Genomic DNA, 20,480 nt, shown 5'->3' on the forward strand with positions numbered 1-20,480 from the left:
CGTCGCCCGCCTCGGCGGGAGGGCCGTGCTCGACGCGGACGTCCTCGATCTCAAGACGGCCTTCAAGGCGACCTTGGCGGAAGACAAGAGCGAGGTGGATGACGCATCCTTCTCTTCAGACGTAACCCTCGTCTCGGGCGGCAGTCCGCGGCCGCCCCAGACGAGGGTTGCCGGAGGTGCGGGGGTGGTACCCCCGGATACCCGCCGGTACCACATCCGCTCGCTTCCCGAGGACGAGAGGTCCGCTCTTCGCGCCGACGTCCGCGTCCTGATCCTCACCGGCCTCGGCCTCAACTGCGAGGTCGAGACCGAGGCCGCGTTCCGCACCGCTGGAGCGCGGCCCGAGCGGGTCCACCTGCTCGACGTGCTGGACGGACGCGCTCCGCGCGCGCTCTCGGACTACCAGATCCTCGCTCTCGTCGGGGGGTTCGCGTTCGGCGACCATCTGGGCGCCGGCTCGGTGTTCGCCAACAAGATACGGTGGCGCCTGTACGACCGACTCCTCGAGTTCTTCGCGCGCGGCGGCCTCGCCTTGGGGATCTGCAACGGCTTCCAAACCATGGTGCGCCTCGGCATGCTCCCGGGCTTCGACAGCGACTACCGCACTCCAAGGGCCACCCTCGCCCCCAACGATCGGCTCGGCTACCGGGACGCTTGGGTTCGCCTGGCGTTCGACCCCGAGTCTCCCTGCGTCTGGACTCGCGGGCTCGGTGCGCTCGACCTCCCGGCGCGGCACGGCGAGGGGAAGTTCCTTCCGGCGGACGACGAGGTCCACGCGAGGCTCGAGTCGGGGCACCTCGTGGCAGCGCGGTACGTCGGCCCCGACGGCCGACCCACGCAGGAGTGGCCGTGGAACCCCAACGGCTCCCCCCGCGCGGTCGCCGGCGTCTGCGATCCCTCCGGCCGCCTCTTCGGGCTCATGCCGCACCCGGACGCGTTCCTGTACGCCTTCCAGCACCCGCTCTGGTTCAGGACGAGGCGAGAGGGCGGGAGCGGGATGCCGCGCGGAGGCTCCCTCGAGGAGGGTGGCGGGGTCGCGATCTTCCGGAACGGGGTGGACGCGGTGGCGTCGGGCTCCTAGACGCTTCGGCCCGGACTCAGGCGGGGTACTTCCCGGCGATGTAGTCGGTGAGCACCTGCACGTGGAAGCTGTGCTCCTTCGAGACCGCCCTCACCAGGTCGCCGATCGACACGAGCCCCACGAGCCGCTCGTGGTCGACCACCGGGAGGTGGCGGATCCTCTTGTGGGTCATGAGGGCCATGCACTCGGCGACGTCCGCGCTCGACTCGATGCACACCACCGGGGAGCTCATGATCTCGCGCACGAGGGTGGTGCGCGACGTGCGCCCCTCCACGGCGATCCGGCGGAGATAGTCGCGCTCCGTTATCATGCCGCAGATCTTCCCGCCGTCCGTGACGAGCAGCGCTCCTACTCCGACGTCCACCATGCGCTTGACGGCGTCGAAGACCGTCGCGGCCGACTCGATGGTGTGGACGGTGTCTCCTTTTTCCAGGAGCACGTCGCCGATTCTGCCCATTTCAGATCCCTCCGGAATCAAACCTCTTCATTGTATCCCAGGTGGCTCTTCGTTCGTTCCGGCGGCCGGAGCCGGCTAGCCCGGGCCTCTCAGGTGCTCCCGGACGTCGTAACGGCGGACCGCCGGCGCGGCCAGCGCCACCACCGCCGCGACGCCGAGCGTGAAAACCCCACCCGAGACCACGGATACGACCGCGCCGAGCGCGGCGGAACGGAAGAGCCAGGCGACGAGTCCCGCCTCCAGCTCGCCGAGCTGCGGGCCGCCCATGTAGAACACCATGTTCACGGAGGTCATCCGCCCACGCAAGGCGTCCGGCGTCACCACCTGCCGCAGCGTCTGGCGCACCACGGTGGAGACGAGATCGGCGAGGCCCACGACGAACAGCGCGGCGAAGGTGACCGGATAGCTTCGCGAGAGACCGAAGACCACCGTGGCCGCGCCGAAGGCCGCCACCGAGAAGAGCAGGACGTGCCCCTGCCGCTCGGGAAGCGGGCGGAGGGTGGTCGCGATCGACCCCGCGAGCGCCCCGAGCGCCGCCGCCGACCGGAGCCATCCGTACCCGGTCGGCCCTGCGTGGAGGATCTCGACCGCGAAGATCGGCAGGAGCACGTTCGCGCCGGCGAAAAACGTGGCGAAGAAGTCGAGCGACATCGTCCAGACCATGATCGGCGTCGAGAAGACGAAGTGGAGGCCGTCCCGGAGCGCCTCGATCGGATGGGACGCCGCCACGTCCGTTTCCACCCTGCCCGAGGTCCGCAGGGTCGCGATGGCACCGATCACGCCGACGAAGGAGACCGCGTTGAGCAGATAGATGAGGGCGAGACCATGGGTGGTGGACGCGCCCACGGCGGCGGCGGTGGTGCCGGCCGCGCCCGCGATCAGGATCCCCGCCATCGCGGGGCCGCCGATCATAGCCGCGTGGAACATCGTGAGATTGAGCGCGAGCGCTCCGGGCAGCTCCTGTCGCGGGACGAGGCGCGGTATCAGCGCGTTGCGCGCGGGGTTGTCGAACGCGGTCGTGGCGGCGGTCGCAGCCGTCAGGACGTAGATCAGCGCGACGCTGTCCTTCCCGGTCCAGGTAACCGCGGCGAGGGCGACCGCCACCGCCGCCATGAAGGCCTGCGTGGACCCCGTGACCCACCTGCGGTTCCACCGGTCGGCGACGATCCCGCCCCAGAGGGAAAACACCACGACCGGAACGACGCGCACGAGCCCCATGAGGCCGAGGGCCAGAGGAGAGCGCGTCAGCACGTAGACGTGCCAGTCGATCGCGACCAACTGCATCTGCGTGCCCGCGACCGACACGAGGGACGCCAGCCAGAGCCGGCGGAAGTCCCGGTGCCGGAGGGCGCGGTAGGGGCGGTTCGCGACGTTGGGCGGCATCGTGCAGGCCTGGCGGCGAGCGTGGTCGGCTACGCCGTCGTCGAGCTGCGGCCGGCGCGCGCGAACCGCGGTCGCACCAGCGGAAAGAGGACACGGTGGACCGGGGTGAACGCGTACAGCCGTCGCATCAGGTCCTCGGGCCGCCGCGTCCGCCTCAACATCGAGCAGAGCGAGACCTTGGCGACGTTCCCCAGGACCGAGTAGACCGCCCGATTCACGACGGCCGCCTTCATGTGGGGCATCAGCCGATCGAGCCAAAGCCGCTGGTAGTCGTATCCGTGGAGGATGCTACGGGCGGCGAGGACGCCCGACACCATGGCGCTGCGAATGCCGAACCCGAAGAGGAGGTCCTGGAATCCAGCCGCCTCTCCCACCCGGATACCGCCGCCGTCGCGCAGGGTGGGCGGGAGGCCGAACGAGCCGTGCCCGCTCCATCTCGGGTTCCGCGGCAGCGGCGCTTGAGCCACGAGGCTCTCGAGCGCCGAGATCGACAGGTCCAGGTAGTGGTCGGCGCGGGCGAAGTCGCGAAACAGCACCGTGGCGAGCGTCGCCTGCCGGTCGGCGACGAGGAAGTAGACGTAGCCGCCGGGCGCCAGCGCGTCGTCCAGAATCGCCACCACCGAGTCGTTCATCTCTAGGGGGAACGTGATCCCGCGCGCGACCGCCATCGGGCGTCGGCCCGGACCGCTGGCGTCGATCTCCACCCGGGACGGATCCGCGCGGGTCCCGAACTCGACGCGGACGCCGACTTCCAGGGCCTGCCGGAGCAGTCCGCGGTCCAGCGAATCCGCCTGGCCGGTTCCCCGCCGAACGACGTAGAAGAGAGGGCGGCCGGACCTCACGCGGGTGGCGGCTCGCGAGCGATCGAACAGGGTCCCGCCCTCGAACGGGCGCGCCCAGAACGTGCGCGCGATGCCGCCCGCCGACAGCTCCTCGAGGGCGTCCTCCGCCCGCGTCCAGTTCTCGATGCCCTGGAAGTCGTCGTGAAAACGTGTCCCGACGGTGGGTGCACGCTCGAGAACGCGGACCTTATGGCCGGCCCGGCCCAGCGCGATGGCCGCGGCAAGGCCGGAGGGCCCGGCACCCGCGATCGTGACCGTCGAGCTCGACGTGTCTCGCATCTCGCGCCGCCCGGGGTGCGGTCATTTCTTCGAGTCGAGGATCCCCTTGAGATCCATGATCGTGCTCTGGTCGGAGACGATCACGGAGATCTTATCGGAGAGCTTGTCCACGTACAGGTACTTGATGTAGCTCGGGCTCTGGCGGAGCGCCTCGTTGATCGTCTCGATCGCCTTTGCCCGCCCCTGCGCCTCGATCACCTTCCGCTCCGCCTCCTTCTGCTCCTTCTCGAGGACGTACTTCATCTGCTCCGCGGATTGCTGGGCGATCTGCTTCGCCTCGATCGCCTTCGCGAACTGCTCGGTGAACCGGACGTCCCGGAGCACCACCTCGTCGATCACGAACCCGTCCCTCTCCACGAGCTTCTTGATCTTCACGTTGATCTCGTCCTGGATCTGCGCCCGCCGGGAGGAGTAGACGTCCATGACCGCGTACTCGGAGATCACGAGGCGGATCACCGATCTCACCGCCGGGCGGATGATCTTCTCCTCGAAGTCGGGGCCGATGCCGCGGTGGATATCGACTACGCGGCGCGGGTCGAGATGGTGCCACACCGTGATGTCGATCCCGACCTGGAGCCCCTCCTGCGTCGGCGACCAGAGGGAGTCGTCCGTCTCCGACTTCCTCCCCTCGCCGCGGACGCCGGACATCGTGTACTCGACCCGCCTCAGGTCGTACAGCTCGGTGTCGCTGATGACCGGCATCACCAGGGCGACCCCCTGCGGCGCGAGCCGGAAGGTCTTGCTGACGGTGTTGAACACCACCAGCCCGTGGCCGACCGGCACCACCCTCACCGACGCGGCGAAGAGGACGAGGACCGCGACGACGGCGATCGTTCCCGCGACCACCACTCGTCCGCGGGGTCCCCCCGGCGGCGGGAGCCTGCGGCGGCCTTCGGTATCCAGGACCTCGACGCCGCCTCTTCGCGCCTTCGACTTCGCGGAAAGGTACGCAGCAACCGCCGCCAGCAACGCGACGATCACGCCGAACAGGACGATTCTGAGCATCGGGACCTCCGGGTTGGCTTGCCCCCTCCCGGGGACGCGGGCCTACTCTACACGGAAGCGGGTCGGGGAGAGCCGGAGGGGGAGTTCCGGCGGCGGGACGCCTCCCCAGCCGCGGCGGGCGAGTTTGGCGTCCCGCGCCGAGCGGGCGGGCTTACCGCGCGACGGGCTCTTTGTACGGCACCTTGATGCCGTCCTGCGTCCTCAGGACACGGAAATCCGCCAGGAGTCTCTTCGTGATCGGTCCGGGCTTGCCGTCGCCGATGCGCCGGCCGTCGATGGTGATCACGGGAACGACCTCGGCGCCGGTCCCGGTGAGGAAGCACTCGTCCGCGTTGTAGAGATCGTGCAGGGCAAGCACGGTCTCCGAGCAAGGGATCTCGGCCGCGCGGGCCAGGTCGAGGACCGCGGCCCGGGTGATTCCCGCCAGGGCCCCTTGCATCAGGTCGGGCGTCTTGACCGTGCCCTGCTTGACCATGAACAGGTTGTCGGCGGTGCACTCCGCCACCTGGCCGTGGTGGTTCAGCATGATCGCCTCGAGCGCCCCGGCTTGCTTCGCCTCGATCTTGGCCAGGATGTTGTTCAGGTAGTTCAGCGACTTGATCCGCGGATCGAGGGACTCCATCGGGATCCGCCGGACGCTGGCGGTGACGAGGGGTGCGCCGTGGTCGTACAGCTCCTGCGGATACAGCGAGATCGAGTCCGCGATGATCACCACCGTGGGGCGGCGGCACTTCGCGGGATCGATGCCCAGGTCCCCCGGTCCCCGGGAGACCACCAACCGGATGTAGACGTCCTTCTTGAGGTTGGCCGCGACCGTCTCCAGCGTGGCCTGGATCATCTCCTCGCGGCTCATCGGAATGTCGAGCGCGATGGTCTTGGCGGACTCGTACAGGCGATCGATGTGCTGCCTCAGGCGGAACACGTTCCCCTCGTAAACGCGAATCCCTTCGAACACGCCATCGCCGTAGAGGAACCCGTGGTCGAAGACCGAGACGACCGCCTCACCCTTCGGCACCATCTTCCCGTCGACGTAAACCAGCGCCTGCATGTGAGCCTCCGTCGCCGTGGGGCCCGGCGTGAGAGCCGTCCCCGGCGCTCCGGTCCGAATCAGGATGCGACCGCCCTCGACCGCTCCACGTCGTCTTCGTCCACCGCTCGCCGCCGCCTGTCCGCCATCTCGACGAAATGCCGGTGGAGGCGGCCGTCGCCCGTCAATTCGGGGTGAAACGTCATCGCCAGGATGCGCCCGTGGCGCACCAGGACCGGCTCCCCGCCGAAGCGCGCCAGGACCGAGACGTCTCGTCCCAGCGACTTGAAGCGAGGGGCGCGGATGAACACCGCGTCGACCGGCCCCGAGAGCGCGGGGACGTCGAGGCGGGTCTCGAAGGAATCCACCTGTCGGCCCCAACCGTTCCGCTCGACCACGGCGTCGAGGAGGCCGAGGCTCGGCTGGACCGGGTTGAGGACGCGCCTCGAGAGCAGGATCGCGCCCGCGCAGGTCGCGAGGAACGCCCCGCCCCTCCGGTGGAAGCGGCGGAGGGCCTCGAACCACGGCTCGTCGCGCATGAGGTTGAGGAGAGTGGTGCTCTCCCCGCCGGGCAGGACGAGCCCGTCGAGCCTCGCAAGCTCCGCGCACCGGCGGACCTCGAGTGCGGCCACGCCGAGGCGCTCGATCGCCTTCCGGTGGGCCTCGAAGTCCCCCTGGAGCGCGAGGACGCCGATCCGCGCCATCACCACCCCCGCGTCTGCATCAACTCGGAACCGGCCAGCTTCGAGGTCTCGATCCCGGGCATCGCGTCGCCGAGCCCGCGGGAGACCTCCGCGACGATCTTCGCGTCCCTGAAGTGCGTCGTCGCGCGCACGATCGCTTTCGCTCGGCTCGCCGGGTCGGAGGACTTGAAGATGCCGGATCCGACGAACACCGCCTCCGCCCCGAGCTGCATCATGAGCGACGCATCCGCCGGGGTCGCGATGCCGCCCGCGGCGAAGTTCGGCACCGGGAGCTTGCCGTCCGCCGAGACCATGCGGACCAGCTCGTAGGGCGCGCCGAGACGCTTCGCCTCCGCCATCAGCTCCTCCGGGGCGAGCGTCGTCAGCCGCCGTATCCCCGACACCACCGCGCGCATGTGACGGACCGCCTCGACGATGTTCCCGGTGCCGGCCTCCCCCTTGGTGCGGATGAGCGCGGCGCCCTCGCCGATCCGTCGCAGCGCCTCGCCCAGGTCCCGGCAGCCGCACACGAACGGGACCTTGAACGCGAACTTGTCCACGTGGTGTTCCTCGTCGGCGGGGGTCAGCACCTCGCTCTCGTCCACGTAGTCGACCCCCAGGGCCTCGAGAACCTGAGCCTCGGCGATGTGCCCGATCCGGCACTTCGCCATGACCGGGATCGAGACCGCGCCCAGGATCTTCTCGATCATGGCCGGGTCGGACATTCGCGCGACACCCCCCTGCGCTCTGATGTCCGCGGGAACTCGCTCGAGGGCCATCACGGCGACCGCGCCGGCCTCCTCGGCGATCCTGGCCTGGGCGTCATCGGTCACGTCCATGATGACGCCCCCTTTGAGCATCTCGGCCAGTCCGGTCTTGAGCCTCAACGTCCCCTTGCTGACCTCGGTCATGGCAGACCTCGCCTTTCTCCCTCTAGAGGATCGGGACCGCCTCGTCCACGCGACGGGCGGCCGCTCCCGCCCTCGCCGCCGCGCGCTCCCGCACCAGCTCGCCCAGGACGGCGACCCCGGTCTCGATCTGTGCCGGCTTGACCGAGGCGTAGGTCAGCCGAAGCGTGTCGGAGCCCGAGCCGTCGGAGTGGAACAGCTCGCCGCGGCTGAACAGCACCTGACGGTCCCTGGCCGCGACGAAGAGATCCGCGCTGTCGATCCCGGGGGGCAGCGTGACCCACAGGAACAGCCCGCCCTCGGGCCTCGTCCAGACCACGCAGTCCGGAAAGTGGCGGCGCAACGCACCGAGCATGATGTCCCTGCGCTCACGATATGCCGGCAGCACGCGCTCGAGATGCTCGGCGAGGCCGCCGTTCCGGAGGAACTCGTGCAGCGCCGCCTGGAGCAGCGGGCTCGAGCCGTGGTCCGCGATCTGCTTGAGCGCGATCAGCCGCTCGAGGACCGCGGGCGGGGCCGCCACCCAGCCGACCCTGATCCCCGGGAGCAGCTTCTTCGAGAACGTGCTGAGGTAGACGACGCGCCGCCCGCCGTCCAGGGCGTGCAGGGTCGGAAGCTCGCTCCCCTCGAAGCGTAGGTCGCTGGCCCAGTCGTCCTCCACGACCGCGCAGCCGAAGCGGGCCGCGAGCGACAGCACCTCCATCCGCCGGCCCTCGCTCATCACGTGCGTGGTCGGGTTGTGGAAGGTGGGTTGGACGTAGAGAATGCGCGGGCGGTGGCGCTCGAGCGCGATCGCGAGAAGGTCCGGCCGGATCCCCTCCTCGTCAACCGGTACGCCGACCAGCCTCGCACCGAGCGAGCTGAGCGCGCTGAGCGCCCCGGTGTAGGTCGGCTCCTCCACCACCACGGCGTCGCCCCGATCGAGCATCGTCCTGAAGACCAGCTCTACCGCCTGCTGCGACCCGTTGGTGATCAGGATTCCTTCCGCCGCGGCCGGCGAGCCTTTTCGGCGCATGGCCGCGGCGATCGCCTCGCGAAGCGGCGAGTAGCCCGAGGTCGGGCCGTAGGACAGGATCTCGGCACCCCCGTGGCCGAGAACGGCGTCAAGGGACCGCCGGAACCGTTCGACCGGCATCAGCTCCGCCGCGGGGTAGGACCCGGCGAACGAGATCCCGTCCGAGGACATCGCGACCCGGTAGACCGACAGGAGGCCGGCGACGCCGGGCCCTTCCACCGCGCGGGAGAACGAGGTCAGCCAACTCTCGGAGGCCGGATGCTCGGGCCGACCGGCGTCGGGCGGCGTTCCGCCGGGCTCCGACGCGAACGTCCCACGGCCCGTATGGCTCGTGACCAGCCCCTCTGCCGCCAGCGCGTCGTAGGCGGCCACCACGGTGTTACGGTTGACGCGAAGCTGGCGCGCGAGCTCGCGCGTCGGGGGAAGCTGGCCCCCCGGCGGAAGCCTGTGGTCCGAGAGCGCCGCACGGATCCCGTCCACGATCTGCCGGTAGACCGGGACATCGCTCTCGACGTCGATCCTGAGCCCTGGGAAGCTCACGTTCGTCTCGTCATATTGGCCTAGTCCACTGGTCCATTATACGCCGAACCTGGACGTCGTCAAGAGCACATGTGAGGTTTATTTGCTATTGGACCAGACGATTGGATGGATGGAGCGAATCGTCGATGCGTCGGAGCAGCTCCGAGATGCCGGACCCGTTGGAAGCCGAGATCGCGAGCGCATCGCGGCCCGCGAGCCGCTCGACCCGCTCATGCTCCTCCAGGAGGTCGGCCTTGTTGAATACGAGAAGGCGGGGGATCCCGGAGTAGCCGAGCTGGTCGAGGATACCCTCGACGGCGACGATCTGCGCCTCGTGGCCGGGGTGCGCGGCGTCCACCAGGTGCACGAGCAGGTCGGAATCGCGGATCTCTTCGAGAGTCGCACCAAACGCCGCGAGCAGGTCCCGCGGAAGGTCGCGAATGAAGCCCACGGTGTCGTTGATCACCACTTCGCGCTCCCTCGGGAGCCTGAGGCGACGGCTCGACGGGTCGAGCGTCGCGAACATCCGGTGCTCCACGAACACGTCGCTCCGGGTCAGGACGTTCAACAGCGTGCTCTTTCCTGCATTGGTGTAGCCGACTAGGGAGATCACCGGCACGTCCCGCTCGCGGCGGCGGGCGCGGCGCTGCTCGCGGCGCGTCCTCTCGGCGTCGAGCAACCTCTCGAGGCTCCGGATCCGGTCGCGGACGCGACGGCGGTCCACCTCGAGCTTCTGCTCGCCAGGCCCGCGGCCGCCGATCCCTCCCATCAGCCGCGAGAGACCCGAGTCGCCCCGGCTCATGAGGCGCGGGAGCAGGTACTTGAGCTGCGCCAGCTCCACCTGCACCTTCCCTTCCCGGGTCCTCGCTCGTCGCGCGAATATGTCGAGAATGAGCTGGGTCCGGTCGAGCACCTTGATGTCGGTCGCCTCGGCGATGGCGCGGGCCTGTGCCGGCGCGAGGTCCTGGTCCACCACGATGAAATCCGCCTGGAGCCTCAGCGCGCGGATGATCAGGTCCTGGAGCCGGCCGGCACCCATCAGCGTGCGCGCGTCGTAAGCCTTCCGCCGCTGGATGATGCGGTCCACCACCGCGAGGTCGCTGGACGCCGCCAGCTCCTCGAGCTCCGCGATGGACGTTTCCGCCGCGGAGCGCCTCTCGGTGGTCACGTGGACGAGTATCGCGCGACCTTCTTTTCCCGCCGCGCGGGTCCGCCGACGCCGGCGCTCGAATTCCTCCTCGAGGGCGCGGATCAGTGCGAGGAAATCGTCGTCCACCAGGCTCGCCGCACGGGGCGGGAACAGCCGGTACCGCTCGCCATCCGCCACGACGTCCTCGACCTCTCTGGCCGGCGCGCGGCGTCCGTTCCTCGGGCCTGCCGTCACCGCACCGGGAGGTCGCGGAGGCGACCCGGGGTCCGGCCGTCCGAGAAGCTGCGCCTGCCGTTCCTCCGCGGGGAGGAGGTGCGCCACGCGGACCGGCCCGGGGACGCCCCCGTCGGACACGGCGACGATCGCCAGCGCGTCGAGCCGGTGGAGCGCGAGCGGCGCGAGATCGGCCGGGGAGAGCGGTCCGTCCCCGAGCCGGGTGGCGAGAAACCTGAGGGTGCAGAACCGATCGCGCCCGGCCGGAGCGCTCGGCTTGCGGGGAACGGCGATGCGGGCGGCTTCGCCCACCGTCACCGCGTCGATCCTTCCCGCGCGATCCACGAGGAGCCCCACGCGCCGATTGAGTTCGGAGCTGATCTCCGCCAGCTCCCGCGCGAGATCGTGGGTCAGGATCGCGTGCGGCGGAACGCGCCTCCGGTAGAGGCGCTCCAGGCGATGCTTCTCGGCGGGTGAGAGCCCGAGCAGGTTACCGTGAAGCTCCGGGATGAGCGGTCACCTCCGTGGGCGCTGTTCTTCGCCCGCTTTACGTGTACCGCGTGGGCCTGTCCCCGGCAACTCTCCCCCGTCCCGGGCCGCCCCGTGCTCAGATCTTCCCGACGAAGTGGGTTCCCGCGCGACCCTCGATGGCCTGGGGAAGGCTCTCGGGGTTCGTGATCAGGGCGCGTCGGCCTCCCTGCTTGAGATAGTGGATCACCGCCTCGACCTTGGGCCCCATGCTTCCGGAAGGGAAGTGCCCCTCGGCCTGGAGCCGCTCGAGTTCCTCGAGCGTGACCGCGCCGAGCGCCTGCTGGGTCGGCTCGCCGAAGTTGACGTAGACCTGGGGGACTGCCGTCAGGATCACCAGGAGCGCCGCGCCGATGTCCGTCGCGAGCACGCTCGAGGTCAGGTCCTTGTCGATCACCGCCTCGATCCCCGCGTACTGGCCGTCGGCCTGCTTCTTGATCGGGATGCCGCCCCCGCCGCACGCGACCACGATGTGCCCGGCCCGCGCCGCGTCCCGAATCATGTGCCGCTGGACGACCTTGAGCGGTCGGGGCGATGGGACAAGGCGCCGCCATCCGCGGCCCGAGTCCTCCTTGACGTCCCACCCGAGCGCCTGCCTCCGCCGCTCCGCCTCTTCCCGGCTCAGGAACGGCCCGATCGGCTTGGAAGGAGCGGCGAAGGCCGGGTCCGCCTCGTCGACCAGGACTTGGGTGACCACGGTGACCACGTACCGGCGGAGCTCCTTTCTCCGGAGCTGGTTCAGCAGGGCTTGCTGGAGGATGTACCCGAGGCTCCCCTCCGTCATGGCCACCAGGACGTCGAGGGGCATCGCCGGGACCTCCTCCCGGGCCAGCTCGTGCTGGATCAGGAGATTCCCGACCTGCGGGCCGTTGCCGTGGGAGATCACGAGGTGATATCCCCGCTCCACGAGGGTCATGAGCAGGGCCGCGATCGTCTCGGCGTTCCGCTCGTGCTCCTCGATGGTCCCCTTCTCCCCCTTCTGCATGAACGCGTGCCCGCCCATCGCCACGAGGACGATCGGGACGTTGGCGCCGTTGCTCAAGGTGGTTCCTCCTGCGATCGCGCACGGCGGAAAAGGACTCAGTCTTGCACGCCGGACACCCGTGCGGCAACCGCGGCGCGAACCGCCCGATCGAGATCGCCACCGTGCTCTCCGACGGCGAGGACCGAGCCGTCGGCCGCGGCGACCACGGTGAAAGGGATCTCCTTCACGCCGAACTGCCTGACGATGTCGGAATCCCAGCCGAGGCCGTCCCAGACGTGGCGCCCCGCCACGCCTTTCGCCGCGATCCACGCCTCGAGAGCCGTCGCATCGAGATCCTCTGCCCGGTCGAGGCACACCCCGAGCACGACCACGCGGTCTCCGCTTCGGCTGGCGATGCGGCGGAGCGCCGGCAGTTCCTCGACGCACGGTCCGCACCAGGTCGCCCAGAAGTCCACGACCACGACCTTCCCTTTGAGCGCTTCCCGGTCGACGATACCCCCGTCGAGCGCCCGGGCGTGGAAATCGGGGAGCCCGCCCACGGTGAGCGCCAGCACCCCCAGCCTTTCCCGCACGCCGTCGAGAAGCGTGGGGTCGGCGGCGTGGGTCGCCCGGAACGCGCGGTAGTCCGCCATCGCGAGATCGGCTCGCCCCGTTTCGCTCTCCGTGCGAACCAGCCCTTCGACCGCCGGGGCGAGGAACGGAGAGCCACCGTATCGCACCGTCACCTCGCGGAGGGACGCTCGGATCTCCTCAACGGCAGCCGGCAGGAGCCTTCCCCTCCGGTCGCGCTCCGCGTACCTCGCCAACCCGAGACAGGTGAGGGCGCCCGGCCTGCTCGGCCCGTCGGGGAACCGTTCGAGCGCCGTGGACGCGATGCTCCCGAGCCTCCGCGCCGCCTCGGCGGGGAGGATCTCCCACCTGAGGATCAGGCCCCCCGAGTACAGCGACATGAGCTGCTCGAGCGCCGCGTCGAGATCGCGGGCGCCGGGGTTCGCGACGACGTACGCCTGGAGGAGCGCTGCCGTCGATCGGTCGATCACCCGGCGCCACAGCCGGTCGAGCCGCGGACCGAGCGCGGGTGCCATCGCCTCGATCGCTCGCTTGCGGCGGTCCCATTGGCGGGCCACCGACTCGAGATCCGGCGGCGGGTGCGAGGCCCCGAACGCGTCCCACCCGACCCACCGCTCGTCGGCGTCCATCAAAGCGGGGACGGCGTCCACGAGGGCGAGGAACGCGGGATCTCGTCGCAGCTCCAGCCAAACCTCGGACCGCTCGACCCGCGACACGTCGGTGAATCCCCGGAGAACCGCGGCACGCAGGCAGGCGAGAGCCTGCTTCTTCGCGCCTCCGCGCGCGGCCACGAGCGCGAGCGAGACGTGCGGCTCGGGATTCAACGGGAAGATCGCCAGTTGCTGGCGGAACGCGGCCTCGGCGCCCGCCCCATCCCCCTCGCGCAGCCGCGCCGATCCCACCTTCCCCAGCGAGACGAAGCGCTCCACCTCCTGCGGCGTGAGCGACGGGAACATGTCGACGGTCGGCAGGTAGTCCCGGTACTCCGCCAGGAGCCGGTCGATGAACGTCGTCTCCCCTCTCCCCAGGCGGCCCCCCGAGCCGCAACCGAGCGGCGTTCAACCGGCCGGGAGCGGTCGCACCGCCGCCGCGAGCGCCGCCGCCGCGAGGGCGAGGGTCGGAACGATTCGTGGGAGGCTATGGCCGGCACCTGTCATTGCGTCCTTCATGGCGCTACCTCCGGTCGGAGAGCGGGGAAAGGCGCGGGACGCGGACGACGGCCGGAGTCTACACCGGTCCGGAGAAGAGAAAGGCACGGCGGACATGGCGGAGGCTGCCTTTCGGCAGCCTCGCGCCCCAGTCCAGAAGGAGTGGGTAGGGGGGGTGAGCGCTGGCGCTCGAGGGAGGAGTACGGCGCGAGCCGCTCAAGGTCAAGGATCTGGATTCGTCAGGGTTGCGGTGCCGCAATGCGTCCGCGGGCGCTCACCCGTCGGCCCTCGTCATCGCCCCTATTTGCTCCTCCTCGCCAAATCGGTCAAACTGACTCCCCTTTCACCGGGGAGAGACGGCCATGGCGACCAGGAAGGCACCGTCCGCAACTGCATCGGGCCGGAAGCCCGGCGTCGCCAAGGAGATCTACTTCGATCTCTTCCGGAAGATGCTCACCGTGTACTACCTCGAGGAGCGGTGCAAGCTCTTCGTCCGGGCCGGCAAGATCTCGTTCCACGCTTCCTGCCGCGGCCACGAGAAGATCCAGATCGCGATGGCCATGCTCCTCAGAACCGGCACGGACTGGGTGTTCCCCTACTATCGCGAGAAGGGGCTCATGGTCGGCCTCGGGATGCCGCTCAAGGACATCTTCCTGCACATGCTCTCGAAGGCCGACGACCCGTCCGGCGGCGGCCGCAACATGAGCGAGCACTTCTCGAGCGTGGCCCTCCGGGTCGTCTCGCCCACCGCTTGCACCGGCACGCAGTACCTGGCCGCGGTGGGGATGGCGAAGGCGATCAAGGCGGACGGCCGGGACGAGATCGTCTACGTTTCCTCCGGCGAGGGGGCGACCTCCGAGGGGGAGTTCTTCGAGGCGCTGAATTGGGCGGGGCGGGAAAAGCTGCCGGTGCTCTTCGTGGTCCAGAACAACGGGTACGCGATCAGCGTGCCGCAGGCGCAGCAGACCGGCGGGCACATCCACCAGATCGCCGAGGGATTCCCGGTCCACGGGCTCGAGGTGGACGGCACGCGCTTCACCGACATGTACCTCGAAGTGAAGCCGCTCATCGCCGCGATGCGCAAGGGGGGAGGTCCCCTGCTCGTCGAGGCCCACGCGATCCGCCTCGACTCCCACTCCTCCTCCGACGACCAGACGAGGTACCGGGGCGAGGAGGATCTCGAAGGCATGCGGCACCACGACCCGATGACCTACACGGCGGGCCGCCTGCTCTCCTGGGGACTGATCACCGAGGACCAGATCCGGAACCTGCACGAGGAAGTCAAGGCGGAGGTGGACGCCGCGGCCGAGTCCGCCGACGCCGCGCCGGCGCCCGATCCCGCGACCGCGATGCTCCACATCCACTCCGGCCGGTCGCCGGTGACGGAGGAGCGCGAGCCGCGGCCGCTCTCCGCCGCCCCGGTCACCATGGTGGACGCGATCAACCACGGGCTCCGGGAGGAGATGGAGCGGAACCCGAGGATCGTCATGTGGGGCGAAGACATCGAGGACCCGAAGGGCGGCGTGTTCGGCGTCACGCGCGGCCTGACCGACGCGTTCCCGGGCCGCGTGGAGAACTCGCCGCTCGCGGAGGCATCCATCGTCGGGGCCGCACAGGGCATGGCGATCGGCGGGTTCAAGCCGGTGGTCGAGATCCAGTTCTCGGACTACTCGTATCCCGCGTTCATGCAGATCCGCAACGAGATCGCGACCCTCAGGTGGCGGAGCGGGGGCGCGTGGTCCTGTCCGATGGTGGTGCGAATGGCGACGGGCGGGTACATCCGCGGCGGGCCGTTTCACAGCCAGAGCCCGGAGGCCCTCTACGTTCACGCTCCCGGGTGGTACGTCGCCTACCCTTCCAACGCGGCGGACGCGAAGGGGCTCGTCAAGACCGCGTGCCGGATCGAGGACCCGGTGATCTTCTTCGAGCACAAAGGGCTCTACCGGCAGGTGTTCTCCAAATCGCCCGAGCCGGACGAAGACTACCTGATCCCGTTCGGCAAGGCGAGCATCGCCCGTGCCGGAACGGACCTCACCGCGATCACGTGGGGAAGCGGCGTCGTCCGCTGCCTTCGCGCAGCGGCGGACATGGAGAAGGACGGGATCTCGGTGGAGGTGATCGATCTCCGAACGCTGATCCCACTCGACGAGGAGGCCGTGGTCGCGTCGGTCCGCAAGACCGGCAAGGCGATCGTGGTCCACGAGGCGGTCCTGACCGGCGGATTCGGCGCCGAGGTCGCGGCCCGGATCGCGGATCGCTGCTTCGCGGACCTCGACGCGCCGGTGCGCCGGCTCGCCGCGAAGGACTGCTTCCCGCCGTACGCTCCGACCCTGGAGGCGGCGGTGCTCCCGTCCCAGGAGGACGTCACGAGCGCGATCCGCGACCTGGCCGAGTGGTAAAGGAGGAATCTCCATGTCGAGGCGTCTGATCGGGATCGTGCTGTCGGCGGCGGGCAGCGTCGTGCTCGGCGTCATCGCGGCGCAGTGGTTCTTCGGCCTCTACGACAGGACCGTGCCGCCCGCGGTGCTGACCGCCTTCAACAAGGGGGCGGCTCACGGCGCGTTCATCGCGTACGGCCTCGGCCTCGGGATCGCGATCTTCGCCTGGACGCTCCTAGCGGTGTGGCTGGCGAGGTACTTCAGGGATGCCGGGGGGCCCAAGAGCTCGATGTAGGATCGAGCGGCGCATACGGAACGGGCGACAGAGGACTGTCGCCCGTTCCGTCAGTTCCGTCTGAATGACATTCGTCGTCGAGCGATTTCCTCCGATGACGGCCTACGGAACGATCTTGGCCTGGCCGGTCGTCTGCGTGTCCACGATGATCGCGGGCGAGTCGCCGACAACCGGTCCATAGGTCATGCACACTTGGTAGCGGTCCCGTCCCTCGCGCGCGGCAACAGCGGCGCAGACGTTGGAGCTTGTCCCTCGGGCCCGGCAGTTGTTGTAGGCCATCTGGGCCACGGCATCGGCCTGCACGGCGCATGGGTGTATCTGCGTGCCGCTGGGTCGATTTGCAGCGAACGTCGGTGGCGTCTGCGCGACGATTCCCGTAACGGCCACGACGAGCAGGACGACGACCAGACCGACGAGCGTTCTTTTCATTGCCAGGTCTCCTTCTTTCGTTATATGAATTCTTCCGTTGCTCATCTTCGCGCTCATAGTCGAATTTAAGGATTGGCCTATAGGAATCAATGGTTATTTGAGTAAGGAGAAGAACCCGAGCGTCACGAAATGCCGACAACGCCGGCGCTCTTCGAATCGCGAGCCTAGCCCCGCGTCTCCGCCCCGTCCCCCCGCGCAGCTTTTTGCAGGAGCTCCCAGCACATCCGGACGTGCTCTTCCCGCGCGCGAGGGTTGCCGAGCGTGACGCGCAGCGTGTAGCGTCCCCGTAGCTTCGTGTGGGACAGCAGCACCCTGCCGGTACGGTTCACCCGGTCGAGAATCGCCTCGTTCGAGGCGTCGAGCCGCCTCGCGACGTCGGGCTCGTCCTCGCGCCCTCGGAGGGCGGCGGGCCGGCGGCGGAGGCAGACCGTGGAGAACGGCACCGGCGCGAGGCGCTCCCAGTCGGGGTCCGCGTCGATCCACGAGGCCAGGTCGCGGGCCTGGCGGCAGTGCTCGCGAATCCGCCGCGCCATCCCGTCGCCGCCGAACCAGCGAAGGTGCATCCACACCTTGAGCGCTCTGAAGCGTCGCCCCAGCTGGATCCCGTACTCGTTGAAGTTGCGGGCCGTCTCTCCCTCCGGCGTCTTGAGGTACTCGGGGACGATCCGGAACGCGTCGCGGAACGCCTCGGGCCTGCGGAACAGGAGGAGCGAGGCGTCGAACGGGGTGAACATCCACTTGTGGGGGTTGACCACGATCGAATCCGCCCGCTCCCATCCGGCGAACATCGGTCGCATCTCCGGGACGAGCGCCGCGGAGCCGCCGTACGCGGCGTCCACGTGGAGCCAGATCCCCTCGCGCTCGCAGATCGCCGCGATGGCGCCGACAGGATCGACGCTGGTCGAGGACGTGGTCCCGAGGGTCGCCACCGCGCAGAACGGCCACCAGCCGGCGGCGCGATCCTCGGCGATCGCGGTCTCGAGAAGGTCGGCGCGCATCCGGTAATCGGCGTCCACCGGGATCTTCCGGACGCCGGCACGGCCCGCGCCCGCGGCGATCGCCGCCTTCTCGATGGAGGAATGCGTCTCGGTGGAGCAGTAGAGCCTGAGCCGGCCGATCCCGGGCCGCCCGGCGAGCCCTTCGTCCCTGGCGTCGAGGCCCGGCAGAACGTGGCGGGCGGCGAGAACCGAGGTCAGCGTGGACATCGACGCGGTATCCATGAACATGCCGTCGAACGCGTCGGGAAGGCCGAGCAGGATTCGGAGCCAACCGACCACGGTCTGCTCCAGCTCGGTTGCGGCCGGCGCGACCCGCCAGAACATCACGTTCGAGTTGAGGCTCGCGGCGATCCACTCGCCGAGGATCCCGGGCCCCGAGGCGACGCTGCAGAAGTAAGCCATGAATCCAGGGTGCTGCCAGTGCGTCAGGTTGGGCTCGATCAGGGAGAGGTAATCGGCGAGGATCGCGTCGAGCGCCTCGGGGGACCGGGGCGGCTCCTGCGGCAGACTCCTGCGCACGTCGCCCGGCGCGATGGGAGGAAGTACGGACCTCGACTCGATCCCCTCGAGGTAGTCCGCCACGAGGTCGGCCACGCGATGGGCCGCCTCGCGGAACTCGGCGGGGCTCATGTCGGAGAGGCCCAACTGGGAGGCGCTCGGCTCCTTGGGCTCGGTCATGGGCGCCCTCCACCTCGAGCGCTCATCGTACCGCCTCGGGGAAGCTCCGCGCCAGGACCTATCCGCGCGCGAGGCGGCCCCCGGGCTCACGCCCGGTGCATCCGCTCCAGGCGGCGGAGGACCCAACGGGAGAGAAGGGAGAGGGAGAGCACGAGGGTGACGAGCACGAGGGCCCCCGCCCAGGCCTGCCGGTGCCAGTCGTCGTACGGCGACAGGGCGTACGTGTAGACCTGGACGGTCAGCGAACCGATCGGCTGCGTCAGGCCATTCGACCAGTACCGGTTATTCAACGAGGTGAAGAGGAGCGGGGCCGTCTCGCCGGCGATCCGGGCGACGGCGACGAGGATCCCCGTGAGCACCCCGGGGAGCGCTGCGGGAAGCACGACCGTGAAGAGGGCGCGGGCGCGGGTGGCTCCGAGCGACAGCGCGGCGTCCCGGTACCCCTGCGGGACCAGCTTGAGCAGCTCCTCGGTCGTTCGGGTCACGATCGGGATCATCATCACCGCGAGCGCGAGACCGCCCGCGAGCGCCGAGAACCGATGGACCGGGAGGACCGCGAGCGCGTAGGCGAACATGCCGACCACGATCGAGGGGACGCCGTTCAGGACGTCCGCCGCGAAACGGACCGCGAACGCGAAGCGGGTGTCCCCGAATTCCGCCAGGTGAACGCCGCTCAGCACCCCGATCGGAACGGCGAGCGTGGCGGCCACGCCGACCAGGATGACCGTGCCCACGATCGCGTTCGCCATGCCTCCCCCGGCCTCGCCGACCGGCTTCGGCAGCTTCGTGAAGAAATCCCAGTTGACCGAGGAGATGCCCTGCTGGACGACGTAAAACAGTATCAGCGCCAGCGGAACGAGCGCGACCAGGATCGAGAGGCCGCACAGGCCGACGAACAGCCGCGAGATCAAGCGCCGGCGCGCGGAGCGGCTCACGCGGCCTCCGCCGCCTGCGCCGCGCCGACCGCTTTCGGCCGCGACTTCCGCGCCATGCTCCAGATCAGCAGCCTGGAGACCACGTTGATCACCAGGGTGATCGCGAACAGGACCAGGCCGACTTCGACCAGCGCGCTGAGGTAGAGGTCGTCGGCCGCCTCGGTGAACTCGTTGGCGATGACCGCGGCCATGGTGTACTGGGGAGCGAACAGGGAGGCCGAGACCTGCGGATTGTTGCCGATGACCATGGTCACGGCGATCGTCTCGCCTAACGCCCGGCCGAGCCCCAGCATGATCGCGCCGAAGATCCCCGCCCGCCCGTAGACGACCGCGGCCCGGATCGCCTCCCACCGCGTCGCGCCGAGAGCGTAGGCGGCCTCACGCTGGGCCCAGGGGACGGCCATCAGGATCTCGCGGGCGACCGACGAGGAGAATGGGATCACCATCACCGCGAGGATCAGGGCGGCGGAGAGCATCCCGACGCCCAGGGGCGGCCCCGAGAAGAGCGGCAGGGCCTTTATCCAGCCCGGCGCGAGGACCTCCAGCTTCCTCACGAACGGGACGAGCACGAACATCCCCCAGATCCCGTAGACGATGGAGGGAATCGCGGCGAGGAGCTCGGTCAGGAACGCCAGCGGCCGCCTCAGCCCCTTCGGCGAGATGTCGGAGATGAAGATGGCGATGCCCAGCGCCACCGGTGTCGAGAGCAGCAACGCGAGGATCGAGGAGTAGAGCGTGCCCCAGATGAACGCGCGGGCGCCGAACTCCCCCTCGACGGGGTTCCAGACGATTCCCTTCCAGAAACCGAGGCCGAACTTTGCGATGGAGAGACGAGAGCTCCGGACCAGCTCGAAGCCGATCCCCGCCACGATCAGGAGCACCGCGAGGGCGAAGAAGCCCGTCCCGACCCGGAGGGCGAGGTCCCCCGCTCCTCGGGGTCGGGGCCGGCGCGCGATCACGGCCGCTCCTGCCGG

General features: G+C 69.5%; 18 protein-coding genes. 3 read left to right on the forward strand and 15 right to left on the reverse strand.

Features of this window, described 5'->3' with window-relative positions; genetic code table 11:
• The first annotated feature begins 214 nt into the window (after positions 1 to 214).
• Positions 215 to 1,081: a phosphoribosylformylglycinamidine synthase subunit PurQ gene (locus tag LAO51_14915; protein MBZ5640036.1), complete on the forward strand. Its 867-nt coding sequence runs from the start codon at positions 215 to 217 to the stop codon at positions 1,079 to 1,081.
• Positions 1,082 to 1,097: 16 nt separating this feature from the next.
• Here LAO51_14915 and LAO51_14920 read toward each other — a convergent pair whose 3' ends face one another.
• The 11 genes from LAO51_14920 to LAO51_14970 all read right to left on the reverse strand — a co-directional run bounded on the left by LAO51_14920 (position 1,098) and on the right by LAO51_14970 (position 13,601).
• Positions 1,098 to 1,538 carry a CBS domain-containing protein gene (locus tag LAO51_14920; GenBank protein MBZ5640037.1) on the reverse strand — a complete coding sequence of 147 codons (441 nt, stop codon included), beginning with the start codon at positions 1,536 to 1,538 and terminating at the stop codon, positions 1,098 to 1,100.
• A gap of 75 nt (positions 1,539 to 1,613) precedes the next feature.
• Positions 1,614 to 2,921 carry an MFS transporter gene (locus LAO51_14925; protein MBZ5640038.1) on the reverse strand — a complete coding sequence of 436 codons (1,308 nt, stop codon included), beginning with the start codon at positions 2,919 to 2,921 and terminating at the stop codon, positions 1,614 to 1,616.
• A gap of 29 nt (positions 2,922 to 2,950) precedes the next feature.
• Positions 2,951 to 4,042, reverse strand: coding sequence for an NAD(P)/FAD-dependent oxidoreductase (locus LAO51_14930; GenBank protein ID MBZ5640039.1), 1,092 nt, complete (start codon positions 4,040 to 4,042; stop codon positions 2,951 to 2,953).
• Positions 4,043 to 4,063: 21 nt separating this feature from the next.
• Positions 4,064 to 5,047, reverse strand: coding sequence for a prohibitin family protein (locus LAO51_14935; GenBank protein ID MBZ5640040.1), 984 nt, complete (start codon positions 5,045 to 5,047; stop codon positions 4,064 to 4,066).
• Between the two features lie 151 nt (positions 5,048 to 5,198).
• Positions 5,199 to 6,095: a branched-chain-amino-acid transaminase gene (gene ilvE, locus LAO51_14940; protein ID MBZ5640041.1), complete on the reverse strand. Its 897-nt coding sequence runs from the start codon at positions 6,093 to 6,095 to the stop codon at positions 5,199 to 5,201.
• Positions 6,096 to 6,154: 59 nt separating this feature from the next.
• Positions 6,155 to 6,778: a pyridoxal 5'-phosphate synthase glutaminase subunit PdxT gene (gene pdxT / locus LAO51_14945; GenBank protein ID MBZ5640042.1), complete on the reverse strand. Its 624-nt coding sequence runs from the start codon at positions 6,776 to 6,778 to the stop codon at positions 6,155 to 6,157.
• Positions 6,778 to 7,668 (reverse strand): pyridoxal 5'-phosphate synthase lyase subunit PdxS, encoded by an 891-nt coding sequence (gene pdxS / locus LAO51_14950; protein ID MBZ5640043.1) that lies wholly within the window; start codon positions 7,666 to 7,668, stop codon positions 6,778 to 6,780. Before pdxS ends, pdxT begins: the two co-directional genes overlap by 1 nt.
• A gap of 22 nt (positions 7,669 to 7,690) precedes the next feature.
• Positions 7,691 to 9,220: a PLP-dependent aminotransferase family protein gene (locus LAO51_14955; GenBank protein MBZ5640044.1), complete on the reverse strand. Its 1,530-nt coding sequence runs from the start codon at positions 9,218 to 9,220 to the stop codon at positions 7,691 to 7,693.
• Positions 9,221 to 9,305: 85 nt separating this feature from the next.
• Positions 9,306 to 10,952, reverse strand: coding sequence for a GTPase HflX (gene hflX / locus LAO51_14960; protein ID MBZ5640045.1), 1,647 nt, complete (start codon positions 10,950 to 10,952; stop codon positions 9,306 to 9,308).
• A gap of 217 nt (positions 10,953 to 11,169) precedes the next feature.
• Entirely contained in the window at positions 11,170 to 12,093 is a 924-nt protein-coding gene (gene arcC, locus LAO51_14965) for a carbamate kinase (protein MBZ5640046.1), read from the reverse strand.
• 77 nt (positions 12,094 to 12,170) lie between these two features.
• Positions 12,171 to 13,601 (reverse strand): TlpA family protein disulfide reductase, encoded by a 1,431-nt coding sequence (locus tag LAO51_14970; protein ID MBZ5640047.1) that lies wholly within the window; start codon positions 13,599 to 13,601, stop codon positions 12,171 to 12,173.
• A 554-nt stretch (positions 13,602 to 14,155) separates the two neighbouring features.
• On the opposite strand from LAO51_14970, the gene LAO51_14975 reads away from it, so the two are divergent.
• Together LAO51_14975 and LAO51_14980 are read left to right on the forward strand one after the other, a co-directional pair.
• The gene (locus tag LAO51_14975; GenBank protein ID MBZ5640048.1) at positions 14,156 to 16,192 is read left to right on the forward strand and encodes a dehydrogenase E1 component subunit alpha/beta; all 2,037 of its coding nucleotides are present in this window, start codon (positions 14,156 to 14,158) and stop codon (positions 16,190 to 16,192) included.
• Positions 16,193 to 16,205: 13 nt separating this feature from the next.
• Positions 16,206 to 16,466: a hypothetical protein gene (locus LAO51_14980; GenBank protein MBZ5640049.1), complete on the forward strand. Its 261-nt coding sequence runs from the start codon at positions 16,206 to 16,208 to the stop codon at positions 16,464 to 16,466.
• Positions 16,467 to 16,568: 102 nt separating this feature from the next.
• Here the strand turns inward: LAO51_14980 and LAO51_14985 are convergent, their stop codons facing one another.
• The 4 genes from LAO51_14985 to pstC all read right to left on the reverse strand — a co-directional run bounded on the left by LAO51_14985 (position 16,569) and on the right by pstC (position 20,465).
• Complete coding sequence (locus LAO51_14985; GenBank protein ID MBZ5640050.1) at positions 16,569 to 16,895, reverse strand: hypothetical protein; 327 nt, start codon at positions 16,893 to 16,895, stop codon at positions 16,569 to 16,571.
• Positions 16,896 to 17,059: 164 nt separating this feature from the next.
• Positions 17,060 to 18,571 (reverse strand): amino acid decarboxylase, encoded by a 1,512-nt coding sequence (locus tag LAO51_14990; protein MBZ5640051.1) that lies wholly within the window; start codon positions 18,569 to 18,571, stop codon positions 17,060 to 17,062.
• A gap of 86 nt (positions 18,572 to 18,657) precedes the next feature.
• Entirely contained in the window at positions 18,658 to 19,506 is an 849-nt protein-coding gene (gene pstA / locus LAO51_14995; protein ID MBZ5640052.1) for a phosphate ABC transporter permease PstA, read from the reverse strand.
• Complete coding sequence (pstC, locus tag LAO51_15000; GenBank protein ID MBZ5640053.1) at positions 19,503 to 20,465, reverse strand: phosphate ABC transporter permease subunit PstC; 963 nt, start codon at positions 20,463 to 20,465, stop codon at positions 19,503 to 19,505. The genes pstA and pstC overlap by 4 nt, the downstream gene beginning before the upstream one ends.
• Between the last annotated feature and the right edge of the window lie 15 nt (positions 20,466 to 20,480).

Source organism: Terriglobia bacterium (genome assembly GCA_020073205.1).
Classification (GTDB): Bacteria; Acidobacteriota; Polarisedimenticolia; order Polarisedimenticolales; family JAIQFR01; genus JAIQFR01.